This is a genomic window from Sphingomonas horti, assembly GCF_009753715.1.
GTDB classification, from domain to species: domain Bacteria; phylum Pseudomonadota; class Alphaproteobacteria; order Sphingomonadales; family Sphingomonadaceae; genus Sphingomonas_B; species Sphingomonas_B horti.
This window is the reverse complement of sequence record NZ_WQMS01000016.1, coordinates 222,918-249,702: the sequence shown is the minus strand read 5'-3', so window position 1 is coordinate 249,702 and position 26,785 is coordinate 222,918. Positions and strand designations below refer to the sequence as shown.

General features: G+C 68.5%; 24 protein-coding genes, 1 tRNA gene and 2 pseudogenes. 15 read left to right on the top strand and 12 right to left on the bottom strand.

What is annotated here, in order from left to right:
- Positions 1 to 66: 66 nt before the first annotated feature.
- A complete protein-coding gene (locus tag GON01_RS14025) occupies positions 67 to 1,572 on the top strand; it encodes a S10 family peptidase (RefSeq protein WP_157027985.1) in 1,506 nt (501 codons plus the stop codon).
- Positions 1,573 to 1,639: 67 nt separating this feature from the next.
- Here GON01_RS14025 and GON01_RS17455 read toward each other — a convergent pair.
- The 3 genes and pseudogenes from GON01_RS17455 to GON01_RS17085 all read right to left on the bottom strand — a co-directional run.
- A pseudogene (locus GON01_RS17455) lies at positions 1,640 to 1,750 on the bottom strand (PEPxxWA-CTERM sorting domain-containing protein); the annotation flags it as partial.
- Positions 1,751 to 2,806 (bottom strand): annotated as a pseudogene (locus GON01_RS17090) (ScyD/ScyE family protein); the annotation flags it as partial. It lies immediately after the preceding pseudogene.
- 29 nt (positions 2,807 to 2,835) lie between these two features.
- Positions 2,836 to 3,501 (bottom strand): PEPxxWA-CTERM sorting domain-containing protein, encoded by a 666-nt coding sequence (locus tag GON01_RS17085; protein ID WP_232328852.1) that lies wholly within the window; start codon positions 3,499 to 3,501, stop codon positions 2,836 to 2,838.
- Positions 3,502 to 3,672: 171 nt separating this feature from the next.
- On the opposite strand from GON01_RS17085, the gene GON01_RS14010 reads away from it, so the two are divergent.
- Positions 3,673 to 4,863, top strand: coding sequence for a helix-turn-helix transcriptional regulator (locus tag GON01_RS14010; RefSeq protein WP_157027983.1), 1,191 nt, complete (start codon positions 3,673 to 3,675; stop codon positions 4,861 to 4,863).
- Here the strand turns inward: GON01_RS14010 and GON01_RS14005 are convergent.
- On the bottom strand, positions 4,860 to 5,777 hold the full coding sequence (locus GON01_RS14005; RefSeq protein ID WP_157027982.1) for a cation diffusion facilitator family transporter: 918 nt from the start codon (positions 5,775 to 5,777) through the stop codon (positions 4,860 to 4,862). The genes GON01_RS14010 and GON01_RS14005 overlap by 4 nt on opposite strands.
- 116 nt (positions 5,778 to 5,893) lie before the next feature.
- Between GON01_RS14005 and sseA the strand changes: the two genes are divergently transcribed.
- From sseA to GON01_RS13975, 6 genes are all read left to right on the top strand, one after another.
- Positions 5,894 to 6,730 carry a 3-mercaptopyruvate sulfurtransferase gene (gene sseA / locus GON01_RS14000; protein ID WP_157027981.1) on the top strand — a complete coding sequence of 279 codons (837 nt, stop codon included), beginning with the start codon at positions 5,894 to 5,896 and terminating at the stop codon, positions 6,728 to 6,730.
- Positions 6,731 to 6,910: 180 nt separating this feature from the next.
- Positions 6,911 to 8,098, top strand: a complete 1,188-nt coding sequence (gene metC / locus GON01_RS13995; protein ID WP_157027980.1) for a cystathionine beta-lyase — start codon at positions 6,911 to 6,913, stop codon at positions 8,096 to 8,098.
- 106 nt (positions 8,099 to 8,204) lie between these two features.
- Complete coding sequence (locus GON01_RS13990) at positions 8,205 to 8,585, top strand: hypothetical protein (RefSeq protein WP_309503293.1); 381 nt, start codon at positions 8,205 to 8,207, stop codon at positions 8,583 to 8,585.
- A 106-nt stretch (positions 8,586 to 8,691) separates the two neighbouring features.
- Entirely contained in the window at positions 8,692 to 9,558 is an 867-nt protein-coding gene (locus tag GON01_RS13985) for an S-methyl-5'-thioadenosine phosphorylase (protein WP_157027978.1), read from the top strand.
- The gene (maiA, locus tag GON01_RS13980) at positions 9,555 to 10,181 is read left to right on the top strand and encodes a maleylacetoacetate isomerase (RefSeq protein WP_157027977.1); all 627 of its coding nucleotides are present in this window, start codon (positions 9,555 to 9,557) and stop codon (positions 10,179 to 10,181) included. Before GON01_RS13985 ends, maiA begins: the two co-directional genes overlap by 4 nt.
- A 6-nt stretch (positions 10,182 to 10,187) precedes the next feature.
- The gene (locus tag GON01_RS13975) at positions 10,188 to 12,212 is read left to right on the top strand and encodes a TonB-dependent receptor (protein WP_157027976.1); all 2,025 of its coding nucleotides are present in this window, start codon (positions 10,188 to 10,190) and stop codon (positions 12,210 to 12,212) included.
- Here the strand turns inward: GON01_RS13975 and GON01_RS13970 are convergent.
- The 4 genes from GON01_RS13970 to GON01_RS13955 form a co-directional block, all read right to left on the bottom strand.
- Positions 12,209 to 13,678: a flippase gene (locus GON01_RS13970; RefSeq protein WP_181599988.1), complete on the bottom strand. Its 1,470-nt coding sequence runs from the start codon at positions 13,676 to 13,678 to the stop codon at positions 12,209 to 12,211. The genes GON01_RS13975 and GON01_RS13970 overlap by 4 nt on opposite strands.
- 25 nt (positions 13,679 to 13,703) lie before the next feature.
- Entirely contained in the window at positions 13,704 to 15,047 is a 1,344-nt protein-coding gene (locus GON01_RS13965) for a UDP-glucose dehydrogenase family protein (protein ID WP_157027974.1), read from the bottom strand.
- Between the two features lie 65 nt (positions 15,048 to 15,112).
- A complete protein-coding gene (locus tag GON01_RS13960; protein ID WP_157027973.1) occupies positions 15,113 to 17,038 on the bottom strand; it encodes a S9 family peptidase in 1,926 nt (641 codons plus the stop codon).
- A gap of 284 nt (positions 17,039 to 17,322) precedes the next feature.
- Entirely contained in the window at positions 17,323 to 17,940 is a 618-nt protein-coding gene (locus GON01_RS13955) for a DNA-3-methyladenine glycosylase family protein (protein ID WP_157027972.1), read from the bottom strand.
- A 76-nt stretch (positions 17,941 to 18,016) separates the two neighbouring features.
- Between GON01_RS13955 and GON01_RS13950 the strand changes: the two genes are divergently transcribed.
- A complete protein-coding gene (locus GON01_RS13950) occupies positions 18,017 to 18,334 on the top strand; it encodes a 2Fe-2S iron-sulfur cluster-binding protein (protein WP_157027971.1) in 318 nt (105 codons plus the stop codon).
- 2 nt (positions 18,335 to 18,336) lie between these two features.
- Here GON01_RS13950 and GON01_RS13945 read toward each other — a convergent pair whose 3' ends face one another.
- The 3 genes from GON01_RS13945 to GON01_RS13935 are packed head-to-tail and all read right to left on the bottom strand — an operon-like array spanning position 18,337 to position 21,342.
- Complete coding sequence (locus tag GON01_RS13945; RefSeq protein ID WP_157027970.1) at positions 18,337 to 18,996, bottom strand: hypothetical protein; 660 nt, start codon at positions 18,994 to 18,996, stop codon at positions 18,337 to 18,339.
- 11 nt (positions 18,997 to 19,007) lie between these two features.
- Entirely contained in the window at positions 19,008 to 19,757 is a 750-nt protein-coding gene (gene rlmB / locus GON01_RS13940) for a 23S rRNA (guanosine(2251)-2'-O)-methyltransferase RlmB (protein WP_157027969.1), read from the bottom strand.
- Complete coding sequence (locus tag GON01_RS13935) at positions 19,744 to 21,342, bottom strand: M20/M25/M40 family metallo-hydrolase (RefSeq protein WP_157027968.1); 1,599 nt, start codon at positions 21,340 to 21,342, stop codon at positions 19,744 to 19,746. The genes rlmB and GON01_RS13935 overlap by 14 nt, the downstream gene beginning before the upstream one ends.
- 139 nt (positions 21,343 to 21,481) lie before the next feature.
- Between GON01_RS13935 and GON01_RS13930 the strand changes: the two genes are divergently transcribed.
- A tRNA-Tyr gene (locus GON01_RS13930) sits at positions 21,482 to 21,568 on the top strand.
- 4 nt (positions 21,569 to 21,572) lie between these two features.
- On the opposite strand, the gene GON01_RS13925 is transcribed toward GON01_RS13930, so the two are convergent.
- Entirely contained in the window at positions 21,573 to 22,103 is a 531-nt protein-coding gene (locus tag GON01_RS13925) for a TlpA family protein disulfide reductase (RefSeq protein WP_309503289.1), read from the bottom strand.
- Positions 22,104 to 22,155: 52 nt separating this feature from the next.
- On the opposite strand from GON01_RS13925, the gene argH reads away from it, so the two are divergent.
- From argH to GON01_RS13900, 5 genes are all read left to right on the top strand, one after another.
- Positions 22,156 to 23,538, top strand: coding sequence for an argininosuccinate lyase (gene argH / locus GON01_RS13920; RefSeq protein ID WP_157028263.1), 1,383 nt, complete (start codon positions 22,156 to 22,158; stop codon positions 23,536 to 23,538).
- A gap of 8 nt (positions 23,539 to 23,546) precedes the next feature.
- Positions 23,547 to 23,774 carry a hypothetical protein gene (locus GON01_RS13915; RefSeq protein WP_232328851.1) on the top strand — a complete coding sequence of 76 codons (228 nt, stop codon included), beginning with the start codon at positions 23,547 to 23,549 and terminating at the stop codon, positions 23,772 to 23,774.
- Complete coding sequence (gene lysA / locus GON01_RS13910; protein WP_157027965.1) at positions 23,774 to 25,036, top strand: diaminopimelate decarboxylase; 1,263 nt, start codon at positions 23,774 to 23,776, stop codon at positions 25,034 to 25,036. The genes GON01_RS13915 and lysA overlap by 1 nt, the downstream gene beginning before the upstream one ends.
- An 85-nt stretch (positions 25,037 to 25,121) precedes the next feature.
- Positions 25,122 to 25,832 (top strand): precorrin-2 dehydrogenase/sirohydrochlorin ferrochelatase family protein, encoded by a 711-nt coding sequence (locus GON01_RS13905; protein ID WP_157028262.1) that lies wholly within the window; start codon positions 25,122 to 25,124, stop codon positions 25,830 to 25,832.
- On the top strand, positions 25,829 to 26,785 hold the full coding sequence (locus GON01_RS13900; RefSeq protein WP_157027964.1) for a zinc transporter ZntB: 957 nt from the start codon (positions 25,829 to 25,831) through the stop codon (positions 26,783 to 26,785). The genes GON01_RS13905 and GON01_RS13900 overlap by 4 nt, the downstream gene beginning before the upstream one ends.

Here is a 26,785-nt window from a genome sequence, read left to right as displayed (position 1 = left end):
GGGTTCGGCAAATGCTTGTCGAAGCGGGCGCTTCTTCCTACCACCGCCCCCAAACCGGGAGGGATCATGACCAAGGCATTTCTGCTCGCAGCCGCCGCGCTGCTCGCCGCCCCTGCGCTCGCGCAGGACAAGCCGAAGGACGACGCGAAGGCGGAGAAGTCCGTCGGCGAAATCCCGCCGCCGCAGGTGGTCGTGTCGCACCACAGCGGCGTGTTCGGCGGGCAGAAGATCAACTACACGGCGACCGCCGGCGAGATCTACCTGAAGGCCGATGACGGCACCCCGCGCGCCGCGATCAATTACTACAGCTACGTCAAGGAACCGCGCGATCCGTCGCGGCCGGTGACCTTCCTGTTCAACGGCGGCCCCGGCTCCGGCTCGGTCTGGCTGCACATGGGCGCGTTCGGGCCGAAGCGGGTCGCGATCCCGTCCGACGCGCGCGACGACGGCGCCCCGCCCTTCCCGCTGGTCGACAATCCCGACTGCCTGCTCGATGTGACCGACATCGTCTTCATCGATCCGGTCGGCACCGGCTTCAGCCATGCGCTCGGCAAGACCGATCCGAAGGAGTTCTGGGGCGTCACCAAGGACGCCAAGTCGATCAACCAGGTGATCCGGCTGTGGCTGAACGACAATGGCCGCTGGAACAGCCCGAAGTTCCTGGGCGGCGAAAGCTATGGCACGACGCGCTCCGCCGCCGTCGCGCACGAGCTGGAGGGCAGCTACAACGACGTCTCGCTGAACGGCATTATCCTGATTTCGACGATCCTCGACTTCGGCGCCCAGGCCGAGGTCGAGGGCAACGACATGCCCTATATCATCGCGCTGCCGTCGATGGCGGCGGTCGCCTGGTATCACGACAAGGTGCCGAACAAGCCGGCGACGGTCGCCGAGTTCGTCGCCGAGGCGAAGGCGTTCGCGACCGGCGAATATGCGACCGCGCTGATGAAGGGCCAGGCGCTGGCCGGCCCCGAGCGCGACGCGATCCGCGCCAAGCTGGCCCGCTACACCGGGCTTTCGGAGCAATATGTCGAGCGCACCGACCTGCGCGTGCTGCCCGGCCGCTTCTGGAAGGAGCTGCTGCGCGATCGCGGGCTCGTCGTCGGCCGGCTCGACAGCCGTTATGTCGGCAAGGACCGCGACAATGCCGGCGAAGGCTTCGACAATGATCCGAGCTTCTACGGCATCGACGGCGGCTATACGGCGGCGATCAACGCCTATGTGCGGAACGATCTCGGCTTCAAGTCCGACCGCTCATACGTCACGATCGGATCGGTCCAGTCCTGGGACTGGGACCTGGGCGATCGCGGCGACGGCACCTATTACAAGTCGGTCGCGCCCTATATCGGCCAGGCGCTGCGGGAGAATAGCGGCCTGCGCGTGTTCGTCGGCCAGGGCTATTACGATTTCGCGACGCCGTTCTTTGGCGCCGAATATGCGCTGACCCGCACCGGCTTCCCGCAGGACCGCATCCAGTTCCATTATTATGACGCGGGCCACATGATGTACGTCCGCGACGAGGACCGCCACAAGCTGGCGAACGACATCAAGGCCTTCATCCGCAGCCGGTAAGCTCCTGCTCGACTTCGCTCGAAGCGAACGGCATGAACCGTTCGTCTCGAGCGAAGTCGAGAGACGATCAGGCGAAGGCAATCCGCCGCCGGCGACGCACGGCCGCGCCCATCGCGCCGAAGCCCAGGATCATCATCGCCCAGCTTGCCGGCTCGGGGACGGCGGCGATCCTGAGCACCTGGCCCGCTCCTTGGCCGAGCGCGCTGAAGTTGGTGACGTACAGCGCTCCGTCCGGCCCGATCGCCAGGCCGGTGGGCGTGACCAGCCCCTGGCTGAAGATCGTCTCGCGCGCTCCGCCGGCGCCGATACGCGTGATCACGCCGCCGCCGCCCGGCGTGGCGAGGCCATTCGAATCGAGCTCCAGCGTGTAGAGGCTGCCGTCCGATCCGAACGCGATGTCGGTCAGGTTCGTGAACCCGGTATAGGCCACATCGACCTGTCCGCCGGGCGTCACCCGGTAGATCTGGGCCGCGCCCTGGGTGAACGGGAAGCCGGTGAGCTCTGCGACATAGTAATTGCCGTCCGGCCCGACGGCGATGCCGGTCGGCACCGAATCGCTGCCGCCCGGCGGGATCGGCGCGATCGGCCGGGCCGGGAAGGTCGCGACCAGCGACACGCTGCCGTCGCCGGCGACCTTCAGCAGCGTGTTGCTGCCGGCATCGGTAACGAGCAGGCCGTCGGCCAGCGCTGCGGCGTGGAACGGATTGCTGTCCAGCGGGCCCCCCGCCGGGTTGTGCGCCGCCTCATAGGCCGACACGTCGGCAAGGCTGGTGATCGTGCCGCCGTCGGTGAAGCTGTACACGCGCCCCAGCTTGCCGCCGTTCGGCCCCAGGTCGGTGAAGCGGACGTTCGGGTTGTTGCCGAAGCCGACGACCACGAAGCCCTGCCCGCCGGCACCGAACACGATGTCCTGCGGCCCCACCGTATCGGCGGTCGGCGATCCGATCGAGGCAATGCCGGTGACGATCCGCTGCTGGATGCCGCCCGACACCCGCGTGATCGAGCCCGTCTCCGAATAATAATAGGTTGCCCCGCGCAGCACCGTGCTGGGGCCGCCGGGCACGGCATAGCCCGATTCGGCGATGTACAGGCTGCCGTCGGGACCGAAGGCGAGCCCGCGCGGCCCGTTGAGCCCGGACGCCACCACCGACGCCTGGTAGGTCGCGGCTGCGGCCGGGACGGGCGCAACCAGAGGTGCCGCGGCAAGCAACGCCGCGTGAACGAAGACTTTCATGATTCACTCCTTTTCTGGACGGCGACCCGTCAGGCGAAGGCGGCGCGCCGGCGGCGGCGCGCGGCCGCCCCGGCGCAGGCGAAGCCGGCGATCATCATCGCCCAGCTCGCCGGCTCGGGGACGGCGGCGAACACGCGCGGCCCGAAATCGGCGATCTCGTCATTGGGGCCGTCCATCGCCGGATTCGTCCGCAGCCGCGACCAGAGCTGGAAGGTGTAGCTGATCGGCGCATAGCCGCGGCTACCCCAAAGGCTCAGCGGCACCGAAGCGGTGATGCTGTTGCCGTCGATAACGGCGCCGCCGGGGATGAAAGTGAACGCCGGCGGACCCGCCGGCTGCAGGGCGACGACGCTCAGCGCTCCGTTGGGCGCGAGCACCGCGAGCGCGTCCCATTTGACCGGCTCGATGTCCGGGTCGAACAGCTCGTTCAGGCGCGGCGTGCCCGCCCCGCGGTTGACGCCCCAGACCCAGAGCTGCCCGGCCGGTGCGCCGGCGGCGCTGCCGGCCAGGGTCAGCTTCAGGTCGAATTTGGTCCCGTCGAACCGCGCCTCGGCGGACGTGAAGTCCAGACTGGCGGCTTGGGCGCCGGTAAAGGTCGCAAGGAAGTCGCCGACCGGATCGGTCGCGGCTTGGGCGCCGCCTCCGATCGCGGCGGCGGCCAGCAAAGCGGCGATGGCTTTAGTCTTGCACAGCATCTCACTCACCCCTTGTTGAGTTGGTACGCGCCCGGTCTGCTCCGCTGCCCGGACCTGGTTGGGCGGCGGCCATAGTGAGGATCGGGGAAAGGCGTTGCGTCCACCGTTCGGTGGAGTTCGCGAAGAATTTGAGCTAAACGGCTGCAGGACAAGGATGAGGGGGCATCCATTGTGCGGTCGGCATCGTCATTCTCGGACCTGATCGGCACGATCTACGACTGCGCGCTGGACCCGGCGCGCTGGGATGATGTGCTGGCGCGCGTGCGGCACGAACTGCGCTTTCATCATTCCGCACTGACCTTGATCGAATTGCGAACGGGCGCGGTGCGGTTGAGCATCAGCAGCGGGGTCAGCGAGCCCTGGCGATCCCGGATGGACGATTATGGCAGCGCGATCGTCGAACAATGGGGCGGTCCGCACGTCATCCTGACGCATCCGCTTCACGAGCCGGCGGTGCTGTCGCGGATCAATCCCGACGCGCTTGTGAACGGCCGCTACCGCAAGGAATGGGCGGAGCCACAGGGGCTGATCGACGTGATGGCCCTGGTCGTCGCCCGCGACGACGAAGCGGTCGGCTCCCTCGGCCTGGGCCGCCATCGGCGAGACGGTCCGATCGGAGACGAAGAGGTTCAGGCGGCGGCGCTGCTGCTCCCGCATCTGCAGCGCGCGATCACGATCAGCCGGCTGCTCGACCTGAAGACCGCGACCGCGGCCACGTTCGAGGCGGTCATTCACGAACTTGCCGCCGCCGTCTTGCTGGTGGACGCTGAATGTCGCGTGATTCACGCCAACCCCGCGGCGCACGCGCTGATCGAGCGCGGCGACGCCATCCGCCTGGGCGAGGAACGGCTGCGGCTCAACCGCCCGGGTGCGGACAAGGCGCTGGAGACCGCCGTCCGGCAGGCGGCGAGCGGGGCGAGCACGATCGGGCGCAAGGGCTTCAACGTTCCGCTACGCGGTGATCAGGGGAAGGAACGCATTCTCCACGTGCTGCCGCTTCGTCCGTGCATCGAAAGGGCCGGGACCAAAGCCGCCGCCGTCGCCGCCGTCTTCGTGTCGCCGGCCAACCGGCGAAGTGGCGCCGGCGCGGACATCATCGCCGAATTGTTCGACCTCACACCCGCCGAGGCGCGCGTGCTGAACGAAGTGGTCGGGGGGAAGGGCAATGCCGCGATCGCCGGGACGCTCAGTATCGGCGAAGCGACCGTCCGCACGCACCTGCTGCGGCTGTTCGACAAGACCGGCGTCCACCGCCGGGCGGAGCTGGTCGCGCTGGTTTCGTCCTTCGATCTGCCGGTCCGATCCAATACGGACTCGGAGATGACGAAAGCGCAGCCTGAGCTGCGGGCGCAGTTGCGTTAGCGCTCGGGCACGCGCGGCTGCGGGCGGACGAAGATGCGGAACAGCTCGGGATGGCGACTGCGGATCTGATGCTCCAGCCGCGCGATCAGATGCTCGATGTCGTGGACGCTGAGCGAATCGTCGAATTGCAGCCCCAGCGCCGCGAACACCTTGTCCGGCGCCAGCTGTGACGTGGTGATGCTTTCCACCGATTCGACGCACGGATCGGCCGCGACCATGCGCTTGATGGAATCGGTCAGCACCGGCGATGCACGCTCGCCGATCAGCAGCGCCTTGCTTTCGCGCGCGAGCACGACCGCCACCGCCGCCAGCACGCAGCCGATCAGGATCGAGGCGGCCCCGTCGATCCACGGCTTGCCGAGCGTCACCGAGACGTAGGTGCCCACCGCGGCGATCGCGATCCCGGCCAGCGCCGCCGAATCCTCGAAGAACACCATGAAGCTGGTCGGGTCCTTGCTGGACTTGACCGCGATCCACCATCTCAGCGTCCCCTTGGCCTGGCGGAAGGCGCGCCAGCCGAACCACCAGGACGCGCTTTCGAACACGAAGGCGAGGGCGAAGACGATGTAGCTCAGCCCCGGCCGCGTGTTCGGCTCCGGGTGGCGGATATGGATCACGCCTTCGTAGATCGACACGCCGGCGCCGACCGCGAAGATCAGCAGCGCGACGACGAAGCACCAGAAATAGAGCTCGCGGCCATAGCCGAACGGGTGCTGCTCGTCGGGCGGCTTGGCGGCGCGGTGCTGGCCGTACAGCAGCAGCACTTCGTTCCCGGAATCGACCAGCGAATGCACCGCTTCGCTCAGCATCGCGGAGCTGCCCGACAGCGCCGCCGCCACGCCCTTGGTCAGCGCGATCAGCAGGTTGCCGATCAGCGCGGCGATGATCGACGTGCGCGACCCGTGTTCCGTCATCCGCGATCCTCGATGAACGAATGTTACGACGGGCGGTGCCGGATGTTCCCTGCGGCGGAATCGGTTCCCAAGCGTTACGGCTTTGATTAAGCGAAACCCACAACGGAGGAACGCGCATGGACGCTCTGGTTTCGACCGACTGGCTGGAAAAGGAATTGGGCGCGGTCGATCTGCGCGTCGTCGACGCGACCTGGCTGATGCCGGGCGAAGGCGATGCGGCGGCGGCCTTTGAGCAGGCGCACATCCCGGGCGCGGTGTTCATGGACCTGGCGGAGCTTGCAGACAGCAGCACCTCACTTCCCAACATGCTGCCGCCGGCCGAAAAATTCGCGAGCCGCATGCAGTCGCTGGGGTTGGGCGACGGCAGCCGGATCGTCGTCTATGACCAGTCGCCCTACAAGACCGCCGCCCGCGCCTGGTGGATGCTCCGCACCTTCGGCGCCCATGATGTCGCGATCCTGGACGGCGGCCTCGCCAAATGGCGCGCCGAATCGCGGCCGGTCGAAAGCGGCAAGCCGCAGGTCCGCCACCGGCACTTCACTGCCTGGACCGATTCCAAGAGCGTGCGCTCGCTGGACCAGATGAAGGCCAATGTCGGGAGCAGGGCCGAACAGGTGCTGGACGCGCGCGGCGCCGACCGCTTCGCGGGCCAGGTCGCCGAGCGGCCAGGCGTGCAGCCGGGTCATATCCCCGGCTCCAGGAACCTGCCCTACACCCAGCTGTTCAACGCCGACGGCAGCTGGAAGCAGGGCGACGATCTGCGGCAGGCGTTCGAGCGATCGGGCGTGGATCTCGACAAGCCGATCGTGACGACCTGCGGGTCCGGCATCACCGCCTCGGTGCTGCTGTTTGGCCTGCATCTGCTGGGCAAGGATGCGGCGCTGTACGACGGCTCGTGGAGCGAATGGGGCGCGGACCCGTCCACGCCCAAGGAAACCGGCGCGGCGGCGTGACCGCGGGCGGCGGGCAAGAAACCGCTGTCCTACACGGTCCCTCTTTCGCTACCTCCCGCCCTATGCCGAGTCGCGCCAATCCCTTCCTGATCGCCCTGGTCGATTATTCCGGCGCGATTGATCGAGGGGATTTTTTCCGCGCGCCCAACCTTCCTAACCTTCCGCGGCCCGGGGCACGCCATGGCCGATAACGCCCGCAAGCCCGCCACCCGGCTGGTCGAGGCCGGCCGGCGGAGCGAATGGACGCAGGGGATCGTCAGCCCGCCCGTCTGGCGCGCGTCGACCATCCTCTACGACAGCGTCGCCGAGCTGAAGGAGCGGCCGAACGACACGCACCACCGGCTGTTCTACGGCCGGCGCGGCACGCCGACCCAATGGTCGCTGGCCGAGGCGCTGACCGAGCTCGAACCGGGCGCGGAGGCGACTCTGCTCTTCCCGTCCGGCGTGGCGGCGGTGGCGACGGCGCTGCTGGCCGTGCTCGAGCCCGGCGACGAGCTGCTGATGGTCGACAGCGCCTATGAACCGACCCGCGCCCTGTGCGACGGCATGCTGAAGCGCTTCGACATCGCGACGCGCTATTACGACCCGCTGATCGGCGCCGGAATCGCCGGGCTGATCGGGGACAACACGCGCGCGGTGTTCATGGAGAGCCCCGGCAGCCTAACCTTCGAGGTGCAGGACGTGCCGGCGATCTGCGCGGCCGCGAAGGCGCGCGGGGCTACGACTCTGCTCGACAATACCTGGGCCACCCCGCTCTACTTCCCCGCGATCGAAAAGGGCGTCGACCTGTCGATCCTCGCCTGCACCAAATATGTGGTCGGCCATTCCGACGCGATGCTGGGGTCGGTCACGGCGGCGCCCTTCGCGTGGGCGAGGCTCAGGCAGGCGACCTACCAGCTCGGCCAGCACGCGGCGCCCGACGACGCCTGGCTCGGATCGCGGGGGCTGCGGACGATGGGCGTCCGCCTCGCCCAACACCAGGCGAACGCGCTCAAGGTCGCGCGCTGGCTGGCCGAACAGCCGCAGGTCGCCCGCGTGCTGCACCCGGCCCTGCCCGGCTGTCCTGGGCACGAGCTGTGGGCCCGCGACTTCTCCGGCGCGTCCGGCCTGTTCTCGATCGTGCTGAACGGCGGCGGCGACGCCGCGCGCGCGGCCATGATCGATTCGCTGGAGCTGTTCGGCATCGGCTACAGCTGGGGCGGCTTCGAAAGCCTCGTCGTCCCCGCCGATCCGCAGCGGATGCGCACCGTCGTGCCTTGGGCGGCCGAAGGGCCGCTGGTGCGGCTGCATGTCGGGCTGGAGGACCCCGACGACCTGATCGCCGACCTCGCCAACGGCCTTCGCCGCTTCGCGGAGGCCCTTTCCTGAACGCGCCGTTCCGCCTTGGTTCATATGGACTTAGGCACAAGGCGGACGGTGGAACCGGAGCGTCCTGCTCCGCGTCGGTTCCATGTGTTTTCGAAGGAGACAGAGGGTGAAGCTTTCGACGAAAATCACCGCCGGGCTGATCGCCGGCGCGACCCTGGTCGCGACCGCCAGCCCCGCCGAGGCGCAATATCGCGGCCGCTATTACGGCCATCACCGCGGCGACCGCACCGCTCTGGCGATCGGCGCCGGCGCGCTGGGCCTGGCCGTGGGCGCGGCGCTCGCGTCCAATTCGCGCCGCGGCTATTATGACGGCTATGGCGGCGGCTATTATGGCCGGCCCTACTCCTATAATTATGGCTATTACGGGCGCCCCTATAGCGGCTACGGCTATGGCTCCTATTATGCGCCGCGGCGCTGCTGGACCGAGCGCCAGTGGGACGATTGGCGCGGCCGCTGGCGCCGGGTCCGCGTCTGCGGCCGCTACTGACCCGATGACCGGCTCCCGGCCGGAGCCGCTTGTCGAACCCGCCCCCGCTTCCTAACGCTGCCCGGCAGGAAGCGGGGGCCTCGGCGGGCCCGGATGGGAGCGGGACATGGGGGAGTGGTGCATCGGGGTTCTCGGCGGGTCGGGGCTCTACGCGATCGACGCGCTTGAGGACGCGCGGTGGCGCACGGTCGATACGCCCTGGGGCGCGCCGTCCGACCAGCCTCTGACCGGCACCATCGCCGGCATCCGCTTCGCCTTCCTGCCGCGCCACGGCCGCGGCCATCGCGCCGCCCCGTCACAGCTCAACTACCGCGCCAATATCGACGCGCTGAAGCGGGTCGGCTGCACCGACCTGATCGCGCTGTCCGCGGTCGGCTCGCTCAGGGAAGAGCTGCCGCCCGGCCGCTTCGTTGTCGTCGACCAGTTCATCGACAACACCCGCGCGCGGCCGAACAGCTTCTTCGGCCCCGGGCTGGTGGCCCATGCGTCGATGGCCGACCCGGTCTGTCCGCGCCTCGCCGCCTTCGCCGCCGCCGCCGCGGGCAGGGCCGGCGCGCCGGTGACGGAGGGCGGCACCTATGTCGCGATCGAGGGCCCGCAATTCGGCACCCGCGCCGAAAGCCATATGTATCGCGGCTGGGGCGCCGACGTGATCGGCATGACTGCGATGCCCGAGGCAAAGCTCGCGCGCGAGGCGGAGCTGCCCTATGCGCTGGTTGCCATGGTGACCGACTATGATTGCTGGCGCTCCGACGAAGCGCATGTCGACGTCGCAGAGGTGATGCGGGTCATGCACGGCAATGCCGGCCTGGCACGGCAGACGGTCGTCGAGCTGGCGCGGCTGCTTCCGCCGAACCGCGACCCGAGCCCGATCGACACCTGCCTGGACGTGGCGCTGGTCACCGCGCCCGAGGCGCGCGATCCCGCGCTGGTCGCGAAGCTGGATGCTGTTGCAGGAAGGGTGCTCGGATGATCCGCCTGTTCGACTATTTCCGGTCCTCGGCCAGCTATCGCGTGCGGATCGGGCTGAACCTGAAGCGCGTCGAATATGAGCGCGTCGACATTCCCCTGCTCGAAGGAACCCAGCGCGGCGCCGACAACCTTGCCCGCAACCCGCAGGGGTTCGTGCCGACGCTGGAGATCGACGGCCATCAGCTGACCCAGTCGCTGGCGATCCTCGACTATCTCGACGCGCGCTTCCCCGAGCCCGCATTCCTGCCCGCCGATCCCGCGCGGCGCGCCCGGGCGCTGGCGCAGGCGCTGCTGATCGCCTGCGACATTCATCCGCTCAACAACCTGCGCGTGCTCGGCTATCTGAAGGACAAGCTCGGTGCCGACCAGGACACGCGCGACGATTGGTACCGGCACTGGATCCGCGAAGGCTTTGCCGCGCTGGAACGGATGGCGGAGGGCAGCGGCCGCTATCTGGGCGGCGACGATCCCGGCCTCGCCGATATCTGCCTGGTGCCGCAGATGTTCAACGCGCGCCGCTTCAGGCTGGACCTGGGCGCCTTCCCCACGCTGGTGCGGATCGATTCCGCATTGCAGGATCTGGAGCCGTTTGCCGCCGCGCACCCGGACCGGGTGCAGGCCTGATCCCTGATGCTGTTGCTGTCCCTCCTTGCAGCCGCGTCTGCGTCCGACATCGTCGTCACCGGCCGCGGGCTGAGCGAAGCGCCGGGCGAAGCCGCCTATGACGTGGTCGCGATCGACCGCGCCCGGATCGAGGCGAGCGCGAGCGGGCGGCTGGAGGACGTGCTGGCGGACGTCGCCGGGCTGCAGCAATTCCGCCGCTCGGATTCGCGTTCGGCCAATCCGACCAGCCAGGGTGTGACGCTGCGCGGGCTGGGCGGCAATGCCGCGAGCCGGGCGCTGCTGGTCCTGGACGGCGTGCCGCAGGCCGATCCGTTCGGCGGCTGGGTCGCTTTCCCCGCCTATGCGCCCGAGCGGCTCGGCGGGGTGCGGGTCACGCGCGGCGGCGGCAGCGGCGTGTTCGGGCCCGGCGCGCTCGCCGGCACGATCGAGCTGTCGAGCGCGGGGCCGGACCAGCTGCCGCCGCTGTCGGCCCGGCTGGCCTATGGCAGCCGCGACGCGGTCGAGGCAGACGCGGCGGCCAGCGCGCGGCTGGGCGGGGGCTTTGCGACGCTTTCGGCCGATTATGCGCGCGGCGACGGGTTCGTGCCGATCGTCGCCGGCCAGCGCGGCGCTGCCGACCGCTCGGCGCCCTACGAGCAGGCAAGTGTCGCCGCGCGCGGCGTGATCCCGGTCGACGCCACGACCGAGCTGCAAGCCAATGTCCTCGCCTTCACCGACCGCCGCGAGCGGGGCACCGCCTTCACCCGCAACGGCAGCGACGGGGCCGATGCGAGCCTGAGGCTGGTCGGGCGCGGCGATTGGGGCTTCTCCGCGCTCGCCTATCTCCAGACCCGCGCGTTCCAGAGCCAGTTCGCTTCGGTCAGCGACGACCGGGGCGGCGCCAGCCAGGTGCTCGACCAGTATAACACGCCGGCGACCGGGCTTGGCGCACGCGTCGAGATCGCGCCGCCGCTCGGGCCGGACCTGGACCTGCGCGCGGGCGCCGACTGGCGGCGCACCAGCGGGCGCACCGAAGAGCTGTTCACCTTCGTCAACGGCGCTCCCACGCGCGGCCGCCTGGCGGGCGGCGTCAGCAGCACCGTCGGCGCATTCGCCGACCTGTCCTGGACGCCGGGCACGGTGACGCTGAGCGCCGGCGGCCGCATCGACCGCTGGTCGATCCGCGACGGCTTTCTCAATGAGCGGACGCTCGCGACCGCGGCGCCGCTGACCGACAGCCATTTCCCCGATCGCAGCGGCTGGGAACCGACCGGCCGCGCCGGCCTCGCCTGGCGCGCCGCCGACACGCTGACGCTGCGCGCCGCCGCCTATGCCGGCTGGCGGCTGCCGACACTGAACGAGCTCTATCGTCCGTTCCGCGTCGGCGCCGACGCCACTGCCGCGAATGCCGGCCTCTCGCCCGAGCGGCTGCAGGGCGCGGAGATCGGGATCGAGTATCGGCCCACCACCGCCGTCCGCCTCGGGGCGACGCTGTTCGACAACCGGCTCGAGGATGCGATCGCCAACGTCACGATTGCCCGCGGGCCGGGCAACTTCCCCGGCGTCGGCTTCGTGTCCGCGGCCGGCTCTTTCCGCATGCGCCGGAACCTGGACGCGATCCGGTCCCGCGGGCTTGAGCTGGACGCGACCGCGACGCTTGGGCCCTGGCGGCTGGACGCGTCCTATGCGCTGACCGACGCGCGGGTGCGGGCCTCCGGCATCGCCGCGCCCCTTGATAGCCTGCGGCCTGCGCAGACGCCGCGCCATGCCGCTTCCGGCTCGCTGGGCTGGACCGGCCGCTTGCTGCAGGCGTCGGCAACGGTCCGCTACATCTCCAGCCAATTCGAGGACGACCAGAACAGCCGCCGCCTGGCGGACGCGCTGACGCTCGACGCGCGGCTGCTGGTGCCGGTGCGAAAGGGGCTGGCGATCGAGGCGAGGGCCGAGAACCTGACCGACACGCGTGTCGAGGCGGCCGTCTCGGCCGATGGCGTGATCGAGCGGGCGACGCCGCGCACGCTCTGGCTCGGAATCCGCCTGGGCGGCGGCTAGCGCGCCTTGCGGGCGAGGCGCGGAAAGCGGGCCTGCAGCAGCGTCCGTGCTTTCTCGATCAGCTCCGGCGGTGCGATGCGCCAGCATTGCAGCGCCACCACGACCGCCAGCACCAGGCCGCTGAGCCACCACAAGGGCTCACGGTAGCTCAGCCAATTGGACAGGATGACGCCCGCCAGCAGCGGCGCACCGACCGTCGCGATCAGCGGAACGGGCCGGAAATTGCGGCGCGCGGCCCACCACATCATCATGAAGTCCACCGAGCAGCGGAACGCGAACACCGCCGCGCAGCCGATCAGGCCGAATTCCTTCATGCCGAAATAGAGCAGCGCCAGATAAGGCGGGATCTGGGCCAGCAGCACCTTGGTCACCAGGTCCGGCCGGCCGGCGCCCTGCATCCAGCTGTAGGGCACGATCGCGAAGGCGTTCGCCCAGTAGCCGAGCACGATCAGCGTGCCGACGTCCGACGATTGCGGCCCGATCTCTGTCCCCACCCAGAAGTCGAGGAACGGATGGAGGGCGTAGATCATCCCCAGGATCGGCAGGCTGATCGCCGCGAGCAGCACGCGGACCGCCTTGTCGCCGAGCGCGCTGCGCTCCTCCACGCTGGCGGTCGGCAGCTTCGGAAAAAGCGCCGACACCATCGCCTGCGGGAACATCGTGATCCGCTGGGCCAGCTGGAACGGCAGCGTGTAGATGGTGACCGCGGTCGCGCCGAGCACGGCACCGATCGCGAAGCGGTCGAGGATGACGAGGATCGGGCCGAACAGGCCGGTGATCGTCACCCAGCCGCCATAGCCGAGCAGTTCGCGCGCCTGCGCACGGACGAAGCGGTGCCGCTGCCCGTGCGTGATCGACACGTGGCAGCGCCACCAGAGCGCCGCGATGCCGATCGCCCGCGCCGCCACCGCCGCCGCCAGCAGCTGGCTGAGATTGGGTCCCCAGACAAAGGCCACGATGATCGGGAAGATCTGGAACAGGCTGGTCGACAGCACGGAGACGGTGTTGATCTCCAGGAAGCGTTCCCGCCCCATCAGCGCGCCGGTCAGGACGCCGTTCAACGTCGCGATCGGCACCGCCAGCGCCAGCAGCGGCACGCTGGCGAGGATCTCCGGCCGCAGCCGCGGATCGACCTTGAACACCTGGTCGAAGAAGAAGTCAGCGGCCGCCCACAACACCAGCCCGCCGACCACGCCCATCGCGATGTTCGTGAAAATCGCGGTCCAGAACACGTCCGCCCGCTCCTGCGGGTCGGCATCCTTCAGCGCGGCGATGCTGTAGGTCGTCGCCCGTCCCAGGCCCAGGTCGAACAGGCCGAAATAACCGAGCAACAGCCAGGCGATCGCCAGCACGCCGTACCGGTCAGACCCGACCAGGTGCAGATAGACGGGCACGGTGACCAGCGCCAGCAGCACCGGCAGGACCGATCCGATGAGATTGTAGGTGACGTTCCGGCTGACGCTCATGAGCGGCCCCCGCCGCTGCCGTGGATCAAGCGACCTTCTGCTCGAGCGGGCTTTCCGCTCCGGCGACGCCGCGGCCGACGCCATGATAGGTCAGGCCGGCCTTTTCCGCTTCGGCGGGATTGTACACATTGCGCAGATCGACCAGCACCGGCGTCCGCATCGACTCCGCCAGCCGTTTCAGGTCGAGGGCGCGGAACGCATCCCATTCCGTCACCAGCACGAGCGCATCGGCCCCGGCCGCGACGTCGTAGGGATTGTGCCGATAGTCGAGCTCGCCAAGGGCCGCCCGCGCCTGCTCCATGCCTTCGGGGTCATAGGCTGCGATCTCCGCGCCCGCTTCGCGCAGCACGCGGACGATGTCGAGCGCGGGGGCATCGCGCATGTCGTCGGTGTTGGGCTTGAACGTCAAGCCCAGCAAGCCGACGCGCTTGCCCCGGGCGGTGCCGCCCAGCGCCGCCACCACCTTGTGGCCCATCGCTTCCTTGCGCAGATCGTTCGCCTCCACCGTGGCGTGGACGATGCGCAGCGGCGTGCCATATTCCTCGGCCGTGCGGAGCAGCGCGAGCGTGTCCTTGGGAAAGCACGATCCCCCATAGCCCGGGCCGGCATGCAGGAACTTCGACCCGATCCGGTTGTCCAGGCCGATGCCGCGCGACACGTCCTTGACGTCGGCGCCGACCTGCTCGGCCAGGTCCGCCAGCTCGTTGATGAAGCTGATCTTGGTCGCAAGGAAGGCATTCGCGGCATACTTGATCAGCTCGGCGGTCCTCCGCCCGGTGAACAGGATCGGCGCCGCGTTCAGATAGAGCGGGCGATAGATTTCGCGCATCACGTCCTGCGCCTTCGCGTCTTCGGTGCCGACGACGATCCGGTCCGGCCGCTTGAAATCGCCGATCGCGGCGCCTTCGCGCAGGAATTCCGGGTTCGACACCACCGCCCAGGCGAAATTGGGGCGGGTTTCCTTCAGGATCGCCTCGACCTTGTCGCCGGTCCCGACCGGTACTGTCGACTTGGTGACGACCACGCACGGCTTGTCCGCCGCCTGCGCGATCTCCTTCGCCGCGGCGAAGACGTAGGACAGGTCGGCATGGCCGTCGCCGCGCCGGGACGGCGTGCCGACCGCGATGAACACGGCGTCGGCGCCGGCGACTCCGGCCTGCAGGTCGGTCGTGAACGACAGCCGCCCGGCCTTGACGTTGCTGGAGACGAGCTGGTCAAGTCCTGGCTCGAAGATCGGCATGCGCCCGGCTTCCAGCGCCGCGATCTTCGATGCGTCCTTGTCGACGCAGACCACGTCATGCCCGAAGTCGGAAAAACAGGCCCCGGATACGAGCCCGACATAGCCCGACCCGATCATCGCAATCTTCATGTAACCACCCTAGCTGGCGCGCCCCCGATAGCGGCGGCCGAACGCCGTTACCAACAGATTCACGGTTACCGCGCCTGCGCGAGGAATTGCGCGGTCGACGCCGCAACCGTTTCCCCCGCCGGCTCGCACCGGCCGCCGAGATTGGCCGCGAGGAACTCTTCCGCGATCGCGTTGAAGGCGATGTTGTTCTCCGGCCGGGCAAAGCCATGCCCTTCGTCGGGGAAGAGCACATAGGTGACCGGAATGTTCCGCTCGCTCATCGCGGCGGCGATCTGGTCCGATTCGGCCCGCTTGACGCGTGGATCGTTGGCGCCCTGGCCGATCAGCAGCGGCCGCACGATCCGGTCCGCCTTGTGCAGCGGCGATCGGTCGCGCAGCAGCTTGAGCCCCTCGGGCGTCTCCGGATTGCCCATCCGCCGGTGGAACTGCTCGACCACCGGCTTCCAATAAGGCGGGATCGTCTGCAGCAGCGTCTCCAGGTTGGACGGGCCGACGATGTCGACGCCGCATGCAAACGCATCGGGCGTGAAGGTCAGGCCGGCAAGCGTCGCATAGCCGCCATAGGAGCCGCCCATGATCGCGACCCGGTCGGCTTGCGCAATGCCGCGGCCGACCGCCCATTGAACCGCGTCGATCAGGTCGTCGTGCATCTTTGCGCCCCATTCGAGGTCGCCGGCCGAGATGAACGCCTTGCCGAACCCTGTCGAGCCGCGAAAGTTGACCGACAGCACCGCATAGGCGCGATTGGCGAGCCATTGGTGATAGGGATTGTAGCCGTGGCGGTCCCGCGCCCATGGCCCGCCATGCACCAGCAGCACCATCGGCAGCGGCGCATCGGGAATGCCGCCCCGCTTCACATCGGCCATGTAGGGCAGCGACAGGTATGAGACGAGCGTCAGCCCGTCGCGGGCGGGAATCTCGACCGCGTGCATCGGCACCAAAGGCGCGTGCTCCAGCTCCGGCCGCGAGACGTAGAACAGGTCGAGTTCGTCCTGGTCGCGATCGTAAAGATAGACGGCGGGCGGGCCAGTGACGGGATCGACCGCGACCGTCCATTTGCGATCGTCGCGCGTGCGCGAGCTGATCTCGATATCGCCTTTCAGCAGCGCCTTCAGCCGGTCGAGCGTCGCGCCGATCCCGGCGTCCAGCGCGATCCATTCCTGGATCAGGTAGTTGACCGCATAGGCCTCCACGACGCCGGTCGCCGGATGGGCGAGGACATGGCCGATATCGGCACGCGGGTCCTCCGCCAGCACCGTGCGCGCGCCCGTCGTCATGTCCTCGCCGATCAGCGCGGCGGTGTTCCGGCCGCGGCTGTCGATCCAGTAGAGCGTCGCACCGTCGGTGGTGAAGCCGGCCGGCTGGGTGGTCATCGCGTCTTCGAGCGTCGTCGCCGCGAACGGCTCGGCAGCGACCTCGTTCGCTTCGATGCGGAAGAAATCCATGCCACCCTCGGCATTGGGGCGGACGGCGATGCGAAGAGTCAGCGAGTCGTCGGCGAGGAACCCCGCGAAGCCGTCGCCGCGCATGATCTCGGCCAGCTCACCGGTCGCCAAGTTCAGCTCGTACACGTCATGCCACTGCGGGTCGCGGTTGTTGAGGCCGACGAGCAAGCGGTCCTGCTTGGTCACCGACGTGCCGACGATCACGACGCGCGTATTCTCGAACGGCGTCAGGCAGGCATCGGCGCCGCTTTCGACATCGACGCGGTAGAGCAGGAAATTCTCGTCGCCTTCCTTGTCCTGCACGTAAAGCAGCGCGTGGCTGTCGGCAGCCCACAGATATTGCGAGATCGGCCGCGCCTTCTCCGCCGTCATCGGCCGCGCGTCGGCGGGATCGGACGCGGGCGCCAACCACAGGTTCATCACGCCGTCGTGCGGGGCAAGCCAGGAGAGCCGGCGCCCGTCGGGGCTGATCTTCCCCTGCGACTTAACGGGATTGCCGAACAATTTCGCCCGCTCGATCAGCGGCACTTCGGGGGCCTGAGTCATCGCCTCAAGCTTTAGGCGCTTCGCCCGCCCGCTCAACCCCACGCACGATCAGCATCGGCCCTCGCTTCGGATCAACTCGTGCCAGGTCGAATTTTCGACCCCCCTTGCGGCCCTCTCCCATGGGGAGAGGGCGACTCGCGGCACCGCCGCGAGCGAGGTGAGGGGACCAGGACTTCGTGGAGAGGTCCAACCCCTCACCCGGTCAGCGCAAGCGCTGACTCGACCTCTCCCTATGGGAGAGGTGATCGGTCCGCGAACCACCTATCCCAGACCTTCGGCACGCCTCAGATCGCCACCATCTTGTAGTGGTGCCAGGCGAAGATCGCGGCGGCGCCGCGGTGGGGGCGCCATTTTTCGGCGAGTTCGCGGGTCTGCTTTTCGTCCGGGCGTTCTGGGAGGCCGAGTAGCGTGCCGACTTCGCGCATCACCGCCAGGTCGCCGGCGGGCCAGATGTCGGGGCGGCCTTCGGCGAACAGCAGGTAGATTTCCGCCGACCAGCGGCCGATGCCCTTGATCCGGGTGAGCGCGGCGATCGCTTCCTCGTCGTCCTCCGGCAGATGCTCCAGGTTCAGCTCGCCCGACACGACCAGCCCGGCAAGGCTGCGCGCATAGCCGCTCTTCTGCCGCGACAAGCCGGCCGCGCGGAGCTGTTCGTCCGACGCATCGAGCAGGTTTTGCGGGTTGGACGTGTCGCCGAGCGCGGCTTCGAGCTTGCTCCACATCGATGCAGCAGCCGCGACGCTGACCTGCTGGCCGACGATCGTGCGCAGCAGCGTCTCGTAGCCGGGCTCGCGAATGCGCGGCTCCGGATAGCCGGCGCGGGCGAGGGCTTCGGCGAAGACCGGCTCGATCGTGGCCAGCGCGTCCAGCGACGCCTTCAATTGTTCGGCCGAAAGACCCATCCTTGACCCTTCCCGCTCCCGCCCGTTAGGCGGCAGTCCAAAGCCTCTCGCTAGGCTGAACGGAAAGGGAACGCAAATGCCGAAGCTCGTCGTGGTCACCAGGGGCGGGAGCGAACGGGCGGTCGACGGGGATGTCGGCCTGTCGGTGATGGAAGTGATCCGCGAGAACGGCTTCGACGAGCTGCTGGCGCTCTGCGGCGGCTGCTGCAGCTGCGCGACCTGCCACGTCCATGTCGACGAGGAATGGCTGCCGCGCCTGCCAAAGATGAGCGAGGACGAGAACGACCTGCTCGAATCGAGCGACCATCGCGACGGAAGCTCGCGGCTGGGGTGCCAGATTCCGTTCACGGAAGCGCTGGACGGGCTGCGGGTGACAATCGCGCAGGAGGATTGACGCTATTTGAGCCGCAGCACCGCCGTCGGCGCGTCGCGGGTCAGCGGGGTCACCTTCCAGCTCAGCAGCTTGCGCCCGCCCGCCGCCTGCGGACCTTCCTCGTTATTGGTGCTGACGACCTCCGCGTCGGTGTCGAGGACGAAGCTGCCGTCCAGCTTCGCGCCCGAATCGTCGCCCATGCCGCTCATCGGGCCGGCCTGGTCCTTGCTGTCGTTGGCGAAGCCGGGCGCTTTCACGCGCACGGTGCCGTTCGCGCGCAGCTCGACGGCGATGAAGGGCACGATCGCCTGCGCGTCGAGATTGAAAGGATAGACGAAATTGTGGTCGAGGCGGCCTGAAATCTCATAGTCGATCAGGAACTTGCCGTCCCCGAGATAGCGCACGGAGCGATAGCCCGCCTCCTTCGACAGCGCCTCTGCGATCGCGCGGTTCCTGGTTTCCTGCTCCGCCTTCTGCTTCGGGTCGGGCGGCGCGTCCTTGCCGGAGGAATCGGCGACCCTGGGCTGCGGATCGAGCGCATAGACCTCGCCCGCATAGGCATAGCTGAAGCTGCGGTCGGCATTGATCGTCAGCTTCGACGCGAACTTGCCCGGCATCAGCAGGCATCCGGCCAGCAACAGCGGCGGGGCGAGCAATGCCGCCAGCCTGAACCAAGCCCCCATGTCACCCCCCCTCAGCTTCGGGTGGCGACCGCATAAAGGGCGATCGCCGCCGCGTTCGAGACGTTCAGGCTTTCTATCGCGGACGAGATCGGAAGTCGCGCGAGTTCGTCGCAATGCGTCGCGGTATTGGGCCTGAGGCCTTCCCCCTCCGCCCCCAGCACCAGCGCGATCCTGGCCGAGCCGAGCGCGTCCCGCAGCAGCCGGTCGGCCTCGCCGGCCAGGCCGATCCGCCAGAAGCCGGCTTCGGCGATCTCCTCCAGTGCACGCGCGAGGTTCACGACGCGCACCCACGGCACCGTCTCCAGCGCGCCCGAGGCGGCGCGCGCGAGCGCTCCAGACTCGGGCGGGCTGTGCCGGTCCTGGGTGACGATGCCGAGTGCGTCGAACGCCGCGGCCGAGCGCAGGATCGCGCCGACATTGTGCGGGTCGGTCACCTGGTCCAGCACCAGCAGCGGGCGATTGCCTTCCTCCCCGAGCAACTCATCGAGAAACACGTCCGCCAGCGGCTCGACTTCCAGCACCAGCCCCTGGTGCGGCGCGTCCTGCGGCACCAGCCGGCCGAGGTCCGCGGCATCGGCGAAGGTGACCGGCAGCCCCGTCGACAGGTTCATCCGCCCCGCCGCGTCGCGCGTCGCCCAGAGCTTTACCGCGCGCCGCTTGGGATTGGCGAGCGCGGCGCCGACCGCGTGCCGCCCCCACAGGCGCGGGCGCCCCGAAGCGCCCTTCGACGGCCGGTGCCCGCGCCCGTCAGTTCTGCGCATCGTCCAGGTCTTCGTACTTGAACGGATCGGTGACGGCAGGCTTGGTCGGGATCGGCATCGCCGGCAGAATCTTGTCGCTGGTCGCCGCTTCGTAGAGCAGGCCGGCGAGCACGACCGAGGCCTGGCGCATGTCCTCGCCTTTCAGATGGTCGTAGGTGTCGATGCTCGAATGATGGATGCGGCTGCCATAGTCGAGCGGGTCCTGAATGAACTGGTATCCGGGAATGCCGGCCTGCTGCATGAACACATGGTCGGTGCCGCCGGTGCGCCGGATCGCGACGGTGCCCGCGCCCATCAACGCGAACGGCGCCAGCCAGTCCTTCAGCATCGGCACCGCGGCGACATTGTTCTCGGCATAGAGGCCGCGAAGCTTGCCGGAGCCGTTGTCGATGTTGAAATAGGCGACCAGGTCGCGATAGCCGGCGCTCGGGGTGAACGGCCGGGCATTGATCCGGGCATAATAGAGCTGGTTGCCGTTCAGCCCCGGCGCGTCGGCCGGCCAGCTGCCCAGATATTTGTTCATATAGGCCCAGCTGCCGAGCAGGGCCTGCTCCTCGCCTGCCCAGAGCGCGAAGCGGATCGTCCGCTTCGGCCGGACGCCGAGCCGGGAAAGAATGCGCGCGGCCTCCATGATGACGACCGATCCCGCGCCATTATCGGCGGCGCCGTCGGCGGCGGCCCAGCTGTCGAGATGCGCGCCCGCCATCACATAGCCGGCCCTTGGGTCGGTGCCCGGAATCTCGGCGATGATGTTGTAGGCGTTCGTATCCGAATCGTCGAAACGGACGTCGCTCGCGATCTCCAGAACCGGCGCGTCGCCAGTCTTCGCCAGACGCGCGAGGCGGCGATAATCCTCTGCCGCGATCTCGACACCCGGCAGCGCCGGCGTCTCATTGGTGCCGAACGCATAACCTTCGCCCGAAACCAATTTGCCATCGCGGTAGGATTTGCGCGCCCAGGCGACCGCGCCTTCGGCTTTCAGGAACGCGTCGAGCTTGGCGTCGAACGCGGCGCGGCGGATCTGCCTGGCGACCTTCTCCGGATCGTAAGTCTCCTCCTGGAACTTGTTGAGCTTGGCCAGGTCTTCGTCGCCCAGGCGGCGGAAGGCCGGCTTGTCCGGCTCATCGCCGTCGCCAGGCATGGAGATCAGCACGATCTTCCCGGCGAGCTTGCCGCGCCACTGGTCGAAATCGCGCTCTCGCTTCATTGGCGCGACGACGATCGGAGCGCTGATCGCGCCGTTGGTACCCGGCGTCCAGGCGACCGGGATCGCGGTCAGCATCAGCGGCCGCGGGCTCGTCATCCTGACGCTCGACGAGATGATCGACCAGCCGCGGCCGAAGGGAAACGGATCGGCGCGGACATTGGCGAGGCCCCAGCTGCGAAACTTGCCCTGGGTCCATTTCTCTGCCGCGCGCATGCCGGGCGAGTTGGTCATGCGGCTGCCGATATGGTCGGTCAGATATTCGGCATTCACCATCACTTCGCTGTGGTTCATGCCTTCGTCGATGATCCGGTTGACCATTTCCGGCGGCGCAGCGGCGGCGGACGCGGCGGCGAGCAGCATGGCGGCGATAACAGGCATTGGACCTCCCCGATTGGCTTTGGACGCGGCTTAGCAGGCCGCGCCTCGCAAACAACCGGGCTTTGCTGCGTTGACAGGCCGCGCGCGGTTCGTCATGGCGTCGCGCTCCGCTCGCCCCGGCTTTGCCCGGGGCCGACCTGGACAGGTGGCCGAGTGGTTAAAGGCAGCAGACTGTAAATCTGCCGGGCTTCGCCCTACGCTGGTTCGAATCCAGCCCTGTCCACCACCCTTTAGCCGATATACTCCGCCAGCAGCGTGTTGGCGCGCGGGCCGTTCCAGTCCATCGCGCCGATCACGCGCCACACTTCCTTGCCGTCCTTGTCGTAGAGCACGGTGGTCGGCAGCATGCCGGTGTTGAAGGCAAAGCCGAGCTTGTTGTCGGGATCGCGATAGCGCTCCAGATGCTTGAACCCGCCTTTGGTGAAGGTCGGGCCGATATCGACGTCCTTGGTATCCTGGCTGACCGTCAGCACCTTCAGCCGGTCGCCGGCGCGATCGGCGACATGGTCGAGCGTGGGCATTTCGCGCACGCACGGCCCGCACCAGGTCGCCCAGAGATTGACCAGTACGGGCCTCCCCTTGAAGGCGGCCAGCGTGACCGGCTTGCCGTCAGGATCGAGGAAGCTGTCGGCAGGCGCCGCGGCGCCGCGCTGCGCGATGTCCAGCTTCCCGGTCGGCTCCGGCCCCTTGGGCTCGGCCAGCGTGGTCGCGTTTGCTTGCGGCTGCGGCTCGCTTTGCCTATCGCAGCCCGCGATCAACACAGTCCCGAGGAGAAGCGCAACGGTGAGCGGGCGCACAGACAGCTCCAATGCCATGTGGGGCGGGCGCTTCGCAGAAGGGCCCGCATCGGTGATGCGCGAGATAAATGCCTCGATCGGCTTCGACAAGCGAATGTGGCGGCAGGATATCCAGGGCAGCCGCGCGCACGCCGCAATGTTGGCTGCACAAGGCATCATTTCCGCCGAAGACGCCGAGGCGATCGACCGCGGCCTGGAACAGATCGCCGCCGAATATGCCGATGCAGGGGTGCCCGAGGATCCCGCGCTCGAAGACATCCATATGCATGTCGAGGCCCGGCTGGCCCAGATCATCGGGCCGGCGGCCGGGCGGCTGCACACCGCCCGCTCGCGCAACGATCAGGTCGCGACCGATTTCAGGCTGTGGGTGCGCGACGCGATCGACGAGATCGATACCGCGCTCGCGGCGTTCCAGTCGGTGCTGATCGGCCGCGCCGAGGAACATGCCGACACGGTCATGCCCGGCTTCACCCATCTCCAGTCCGCGCAGCCGGTGACGCTCGGCCATCATCTGATGGCCTATTTCGAGATGATCCACCGCGACCGCGGCCGCTTCGAGGATGCGCGCGACCGGCTGAACGAATGCCCGCTGGGGTCGGCGGCGCTGGCCGGAACCGGCTTCCGGATCGACCGCTTCGCGGTGGCCGAGGAGCTGGGTTTCGAGCGACCGACCGACAACAGCCTGGACGCGGTATCGGACCGCGACTTCGCGCTCGAATATCTGTTCGCGGCGACGACATGCGCGATGCACCTGTCGCGGCTGGCGGAGGAGATCATCCTGTGGGCGAGCCAGCCGTTCGGCTTCGTCAAGCTTTCGGACGCCTGGTCGACGGGCTCGTCGATCATGCCGCAGAAGCGCAACCCGGACGCGGCCGAGCTGGTGCGCGGCCATGCCGGGCGTATCCAGGGATGCCTGGTCGCGCTGATGACGGTGATGAAAGGCCTGCCGCTCGCCTATTCGAAGGACATGCAGGACGACAAGATGCCGGTGTTCGAGGCGCACGACCTGCTGACGCTCTCGATCGCGGCGATGACCGGCATGATTGCCAGCATCACTTTCCGCCGCGACCGGATGCTGCACGCTGCCGAAGCGGGCTTCTCGACCGCCACCGACCTGGCCGACTGGCTGGTCCGCGAAGCCGGCGTGCCGTTCCGCGAGGCGCACCACATCGTCGGCAGTGCGGTGAAATTGGCCGAGCAGGACGGCAAGGCGCTCGATGCGCTCAGCCTCGACCAGCTGCAGGCGATTGATGCCCGGATCGACGCCCGTGTCTTCGGCGTTCTGAGTGTCGGTGCGTCGGTCGCGTCGCGGACCAGCCATGGCGGCACCGCCCCCGATCAGGTCCGCGCCCGGATCGCCGACGCGAAGGCGGCGATCGGGATGGGAGACGAGCAATGAAGCGAGTCATGGCCGGAGCTGCCTTCCTCCTCGTTCTTGCTGCATGCGGGGGCAAGAAGGAGCTGACGCCCGCCGCCGGCGAGAGCCTGCCGCCCAAGCCGGCCGCGGAGGCGACGCCGCTGACGCCGACCCAGCTGATGGCGCCATCGGTCCAGGCGCGCCCGCAGCGTTCCGACGAGCTGCTGAAGCAATCCGAGGAGCGGCGCGACGATCGTTTCGACCTGCCGCCGCACTGATGGATCATTTCGAGCTCAGGAACGGGGAGCTCTACGCCGAAGACGTGCCGCTCGCGCGGATCGCGGCGGAGGTCGGCACGCCTGTCTATGTCTATTCGCGCGCGACGCTGGAGCGACACGCGCGTGTGTTCCGCGAGGCGCTTGAGGGACTGGGCCGCGTGCACCTGGCGTTCGCGGTCAAGGCCAATCCGAACCTCGCCGTGCTGCGCGTGCTCGCGCGGGCCGAATACGGCGCGGACATCGTCTCGGGCGGGGAAATGGCGCGGGCGCTCGCAGCGGGCATGGCGGCGGACGACATCGTCTTCTCTGGCGTGGGCAAGACGCCCGCCGAGCTGGCGCAGGGACTCGATGCCGGGGTCGGGCAGTTCAACCTCGAGCATGAGGAAGAAGGACACGTCCTGTCCGCGCTCGCGCATGCGCGGGGGCAGCGCGCGTCCGCGACGCTGCGCGTCAATCCGGACGTGGACGCCGGCACCCACGAGAAAATCTCGACCGGCAAGGCCGACAACAAATTCGGCGTGCCGATCGACCAGGCGCCGGCGATGTACGCGCGCCTTGCCGCCCTGCCCGGCCTCAGGATGCGCGGCGTCGCTTGTCATATCGGCAGCCAGCTGAGCAGTGTCGCGCCGCTGGAGGCCGCCTATGCGCGCATCGGCAAGCTGATTGCCGACCTGCGCGCGGCCGGTCACGCCGTCGACCGGGCTGATCTCGGCGGCGGGCTTGGCGTTCGCTACCGGCCGGGCGAGGTCGTTCCCTGGCCGGCCGATCTCGGCGAGATGGTCGCGCGCGTGACGAGCGGATGGAACGTCGAGCTGATGTTCGAACCCGGCCGCGTGATCGCCGGCAATGCCGGCGTGCTGTTGACCAGGGTGATCTGGGTGAAGCCCGGCGTCACCCATCCCTATGTGATCGTCGATGCCGCGATGAACGACCTCGCCCGCCCCGCCCTCTACGGCGCCTATCATCACTTCGAAGCGGTGCATCCATCCGGCGAGCGCATGACCGCGCACATCGCCGGTCCGGTCTGCGAAACCGGCGACACGTTCGCGATGAACCGCGAGATCGATCGCGTGGGTAGCGGCGACCTCGCCATCTTCCGCACGGCCGGCGCCTACGGGGCGACGATGGCCTCCACCTACAACAGCCGATCGCTGGTGCCCGAGGTGATGGTGGACGGCGACCGGTTCGCGGTCGTCGCCGATCGCATCGGTGCGGACACGATCATGAACGCCGAGCGCGTGCCGGAGTGGCTGGCCGACTAGCTTCCTAAGCGCAGGCCAAACCGGGTAAGAGGCTGCGGTGCATAGCCTTCCCATCTTTCTCCGCCTCCAGGGCCGGCCGGTGATCATGCTGGGCGACGACGAGGCTGCGGAAGCCAAGCGCCGGCTGCTCGAACGCGCCGGGGCCGAGATCGTCGGCGAAGAAGCCGAAGCGGCCCTTGCCATAGTTGCGCTCGCCGATCCTGACCTCGCTGTCGCCAGGCTGAAGGCGCGCGGCATTCTGGTGAACGCCGTCGATCGGCCGGATCTGTGCGACTTCACCCTGCCCGCCATCGTCGAGCGCGACCCGGTGCTGGTCGCGATCGGCACCGGCGGTGCGTCGGCCGGGCTCGCCGCCGCCCTTCGCCAGCGACTTGAAACGTTGCTCTCGCCAAAGCTCGGCGATCTCGCGATCCTGCTACGCGACGCGCGCGAACAGCTCAGGCAAGCTTTTCCGGATCCGATGGAACGCCGGCTGGCGATCGCATCGGCTCTGGGTTTTGGTGGAGCGCTCGATCTCGACGAACCCCGACTGGATGATCCCTTCTGGCTTGATAGCCTGCACGTGAAGCCGGAGCGGGAGATACATTTGGTTCGGCTGCGATCCGCCGATCCGGACGATCTCACCATCCGCGAAGCACGTCTGCTCGGCCAGGCCGATCGGGTCTATTTTCGTCCCGACGTGCCAGCAGCTGTTCTCGAGCGTGCACGCGCCGACGCGCCGCGCATCGCATGCGACGCGCCGCCATGGCCCTCGGCGCGCGGCCTTTCGGTGGACCTGTCCATGGGGGAAGAATGAAGCAATTCGCCTATGTCGACGGAGCGGGGACGGTACATCCGGTTCCGCTCGCCGAAGCCGCGCGCGCGAACGGCGATGCGCGGCTGATCTGGATCCATCTCGATCAGAAGGACCCGGCGACGGAGCCGTTCCTGTCGGAGCAGTTGAAGCTCAATGACGTAGTCGTCGGTGCTTTGACCGCGCTGGAGACGCGGCCGCGCTGCGACCCGATGGGCGAGGGCGCGCTGGTCAACCTGCGCGGCCTGTCACTGCAGGACGAGCCCGAGGCGGACGAGCTCGTGTCGATCCGCATCTGGACAGGGCGCGGCTGCGTCGTCTCGGTCGCGCGCTACACGATGAGAGCGCTGCCGGAGCTGTGCGACGCGTTCAAGGCCGGCAAGGTCAAGGACCCGGGCGATTTCGTCTCGATGCTCGCACACCTGATCACCGGCCATCTCGACCCCGACGTGGCCGAGCTGGGCGACCAGCTCGACGAATGCGAGCTGATGCTCGACGCGAGCAAGACCTTCACCTTGCGCCGCGCGATCGCGGCGACGCGCGCGAGGGCGATCCAGTACCGCCGCTTCGTCGCGCCGCAGCGCCAGGCGCTGGAGCGGCTGTCGATGCTCGAGTGCGACTGGCTGGAACCCGACGACCGGCTGCATCTGACGGAATCCGCCGACCGGTTCGCGCGCATGGCCGAGGAGCTGGAGAGCATCCGCGAGCGCGCCGCGCTGATGCACGAGCAGATCACCGACCTGCGCGCGGAGATGATCGACACGCGCGCGCTACTGATCTCGATCGTCGCGCTGGTATTCCTGCCGTTGACCTTTCTGACGGGGCTGCTCGGCATGAACGTGAACGGCATCCCGTTTGCGCACGCGCCATGGGCGTTCTGGGGCGTGGTCGGCGTATGCGCGGCAATGGCGGTCGGGATCGTCGGCTGGTTCCTGAGGCAGCACTGGTTCCGATGA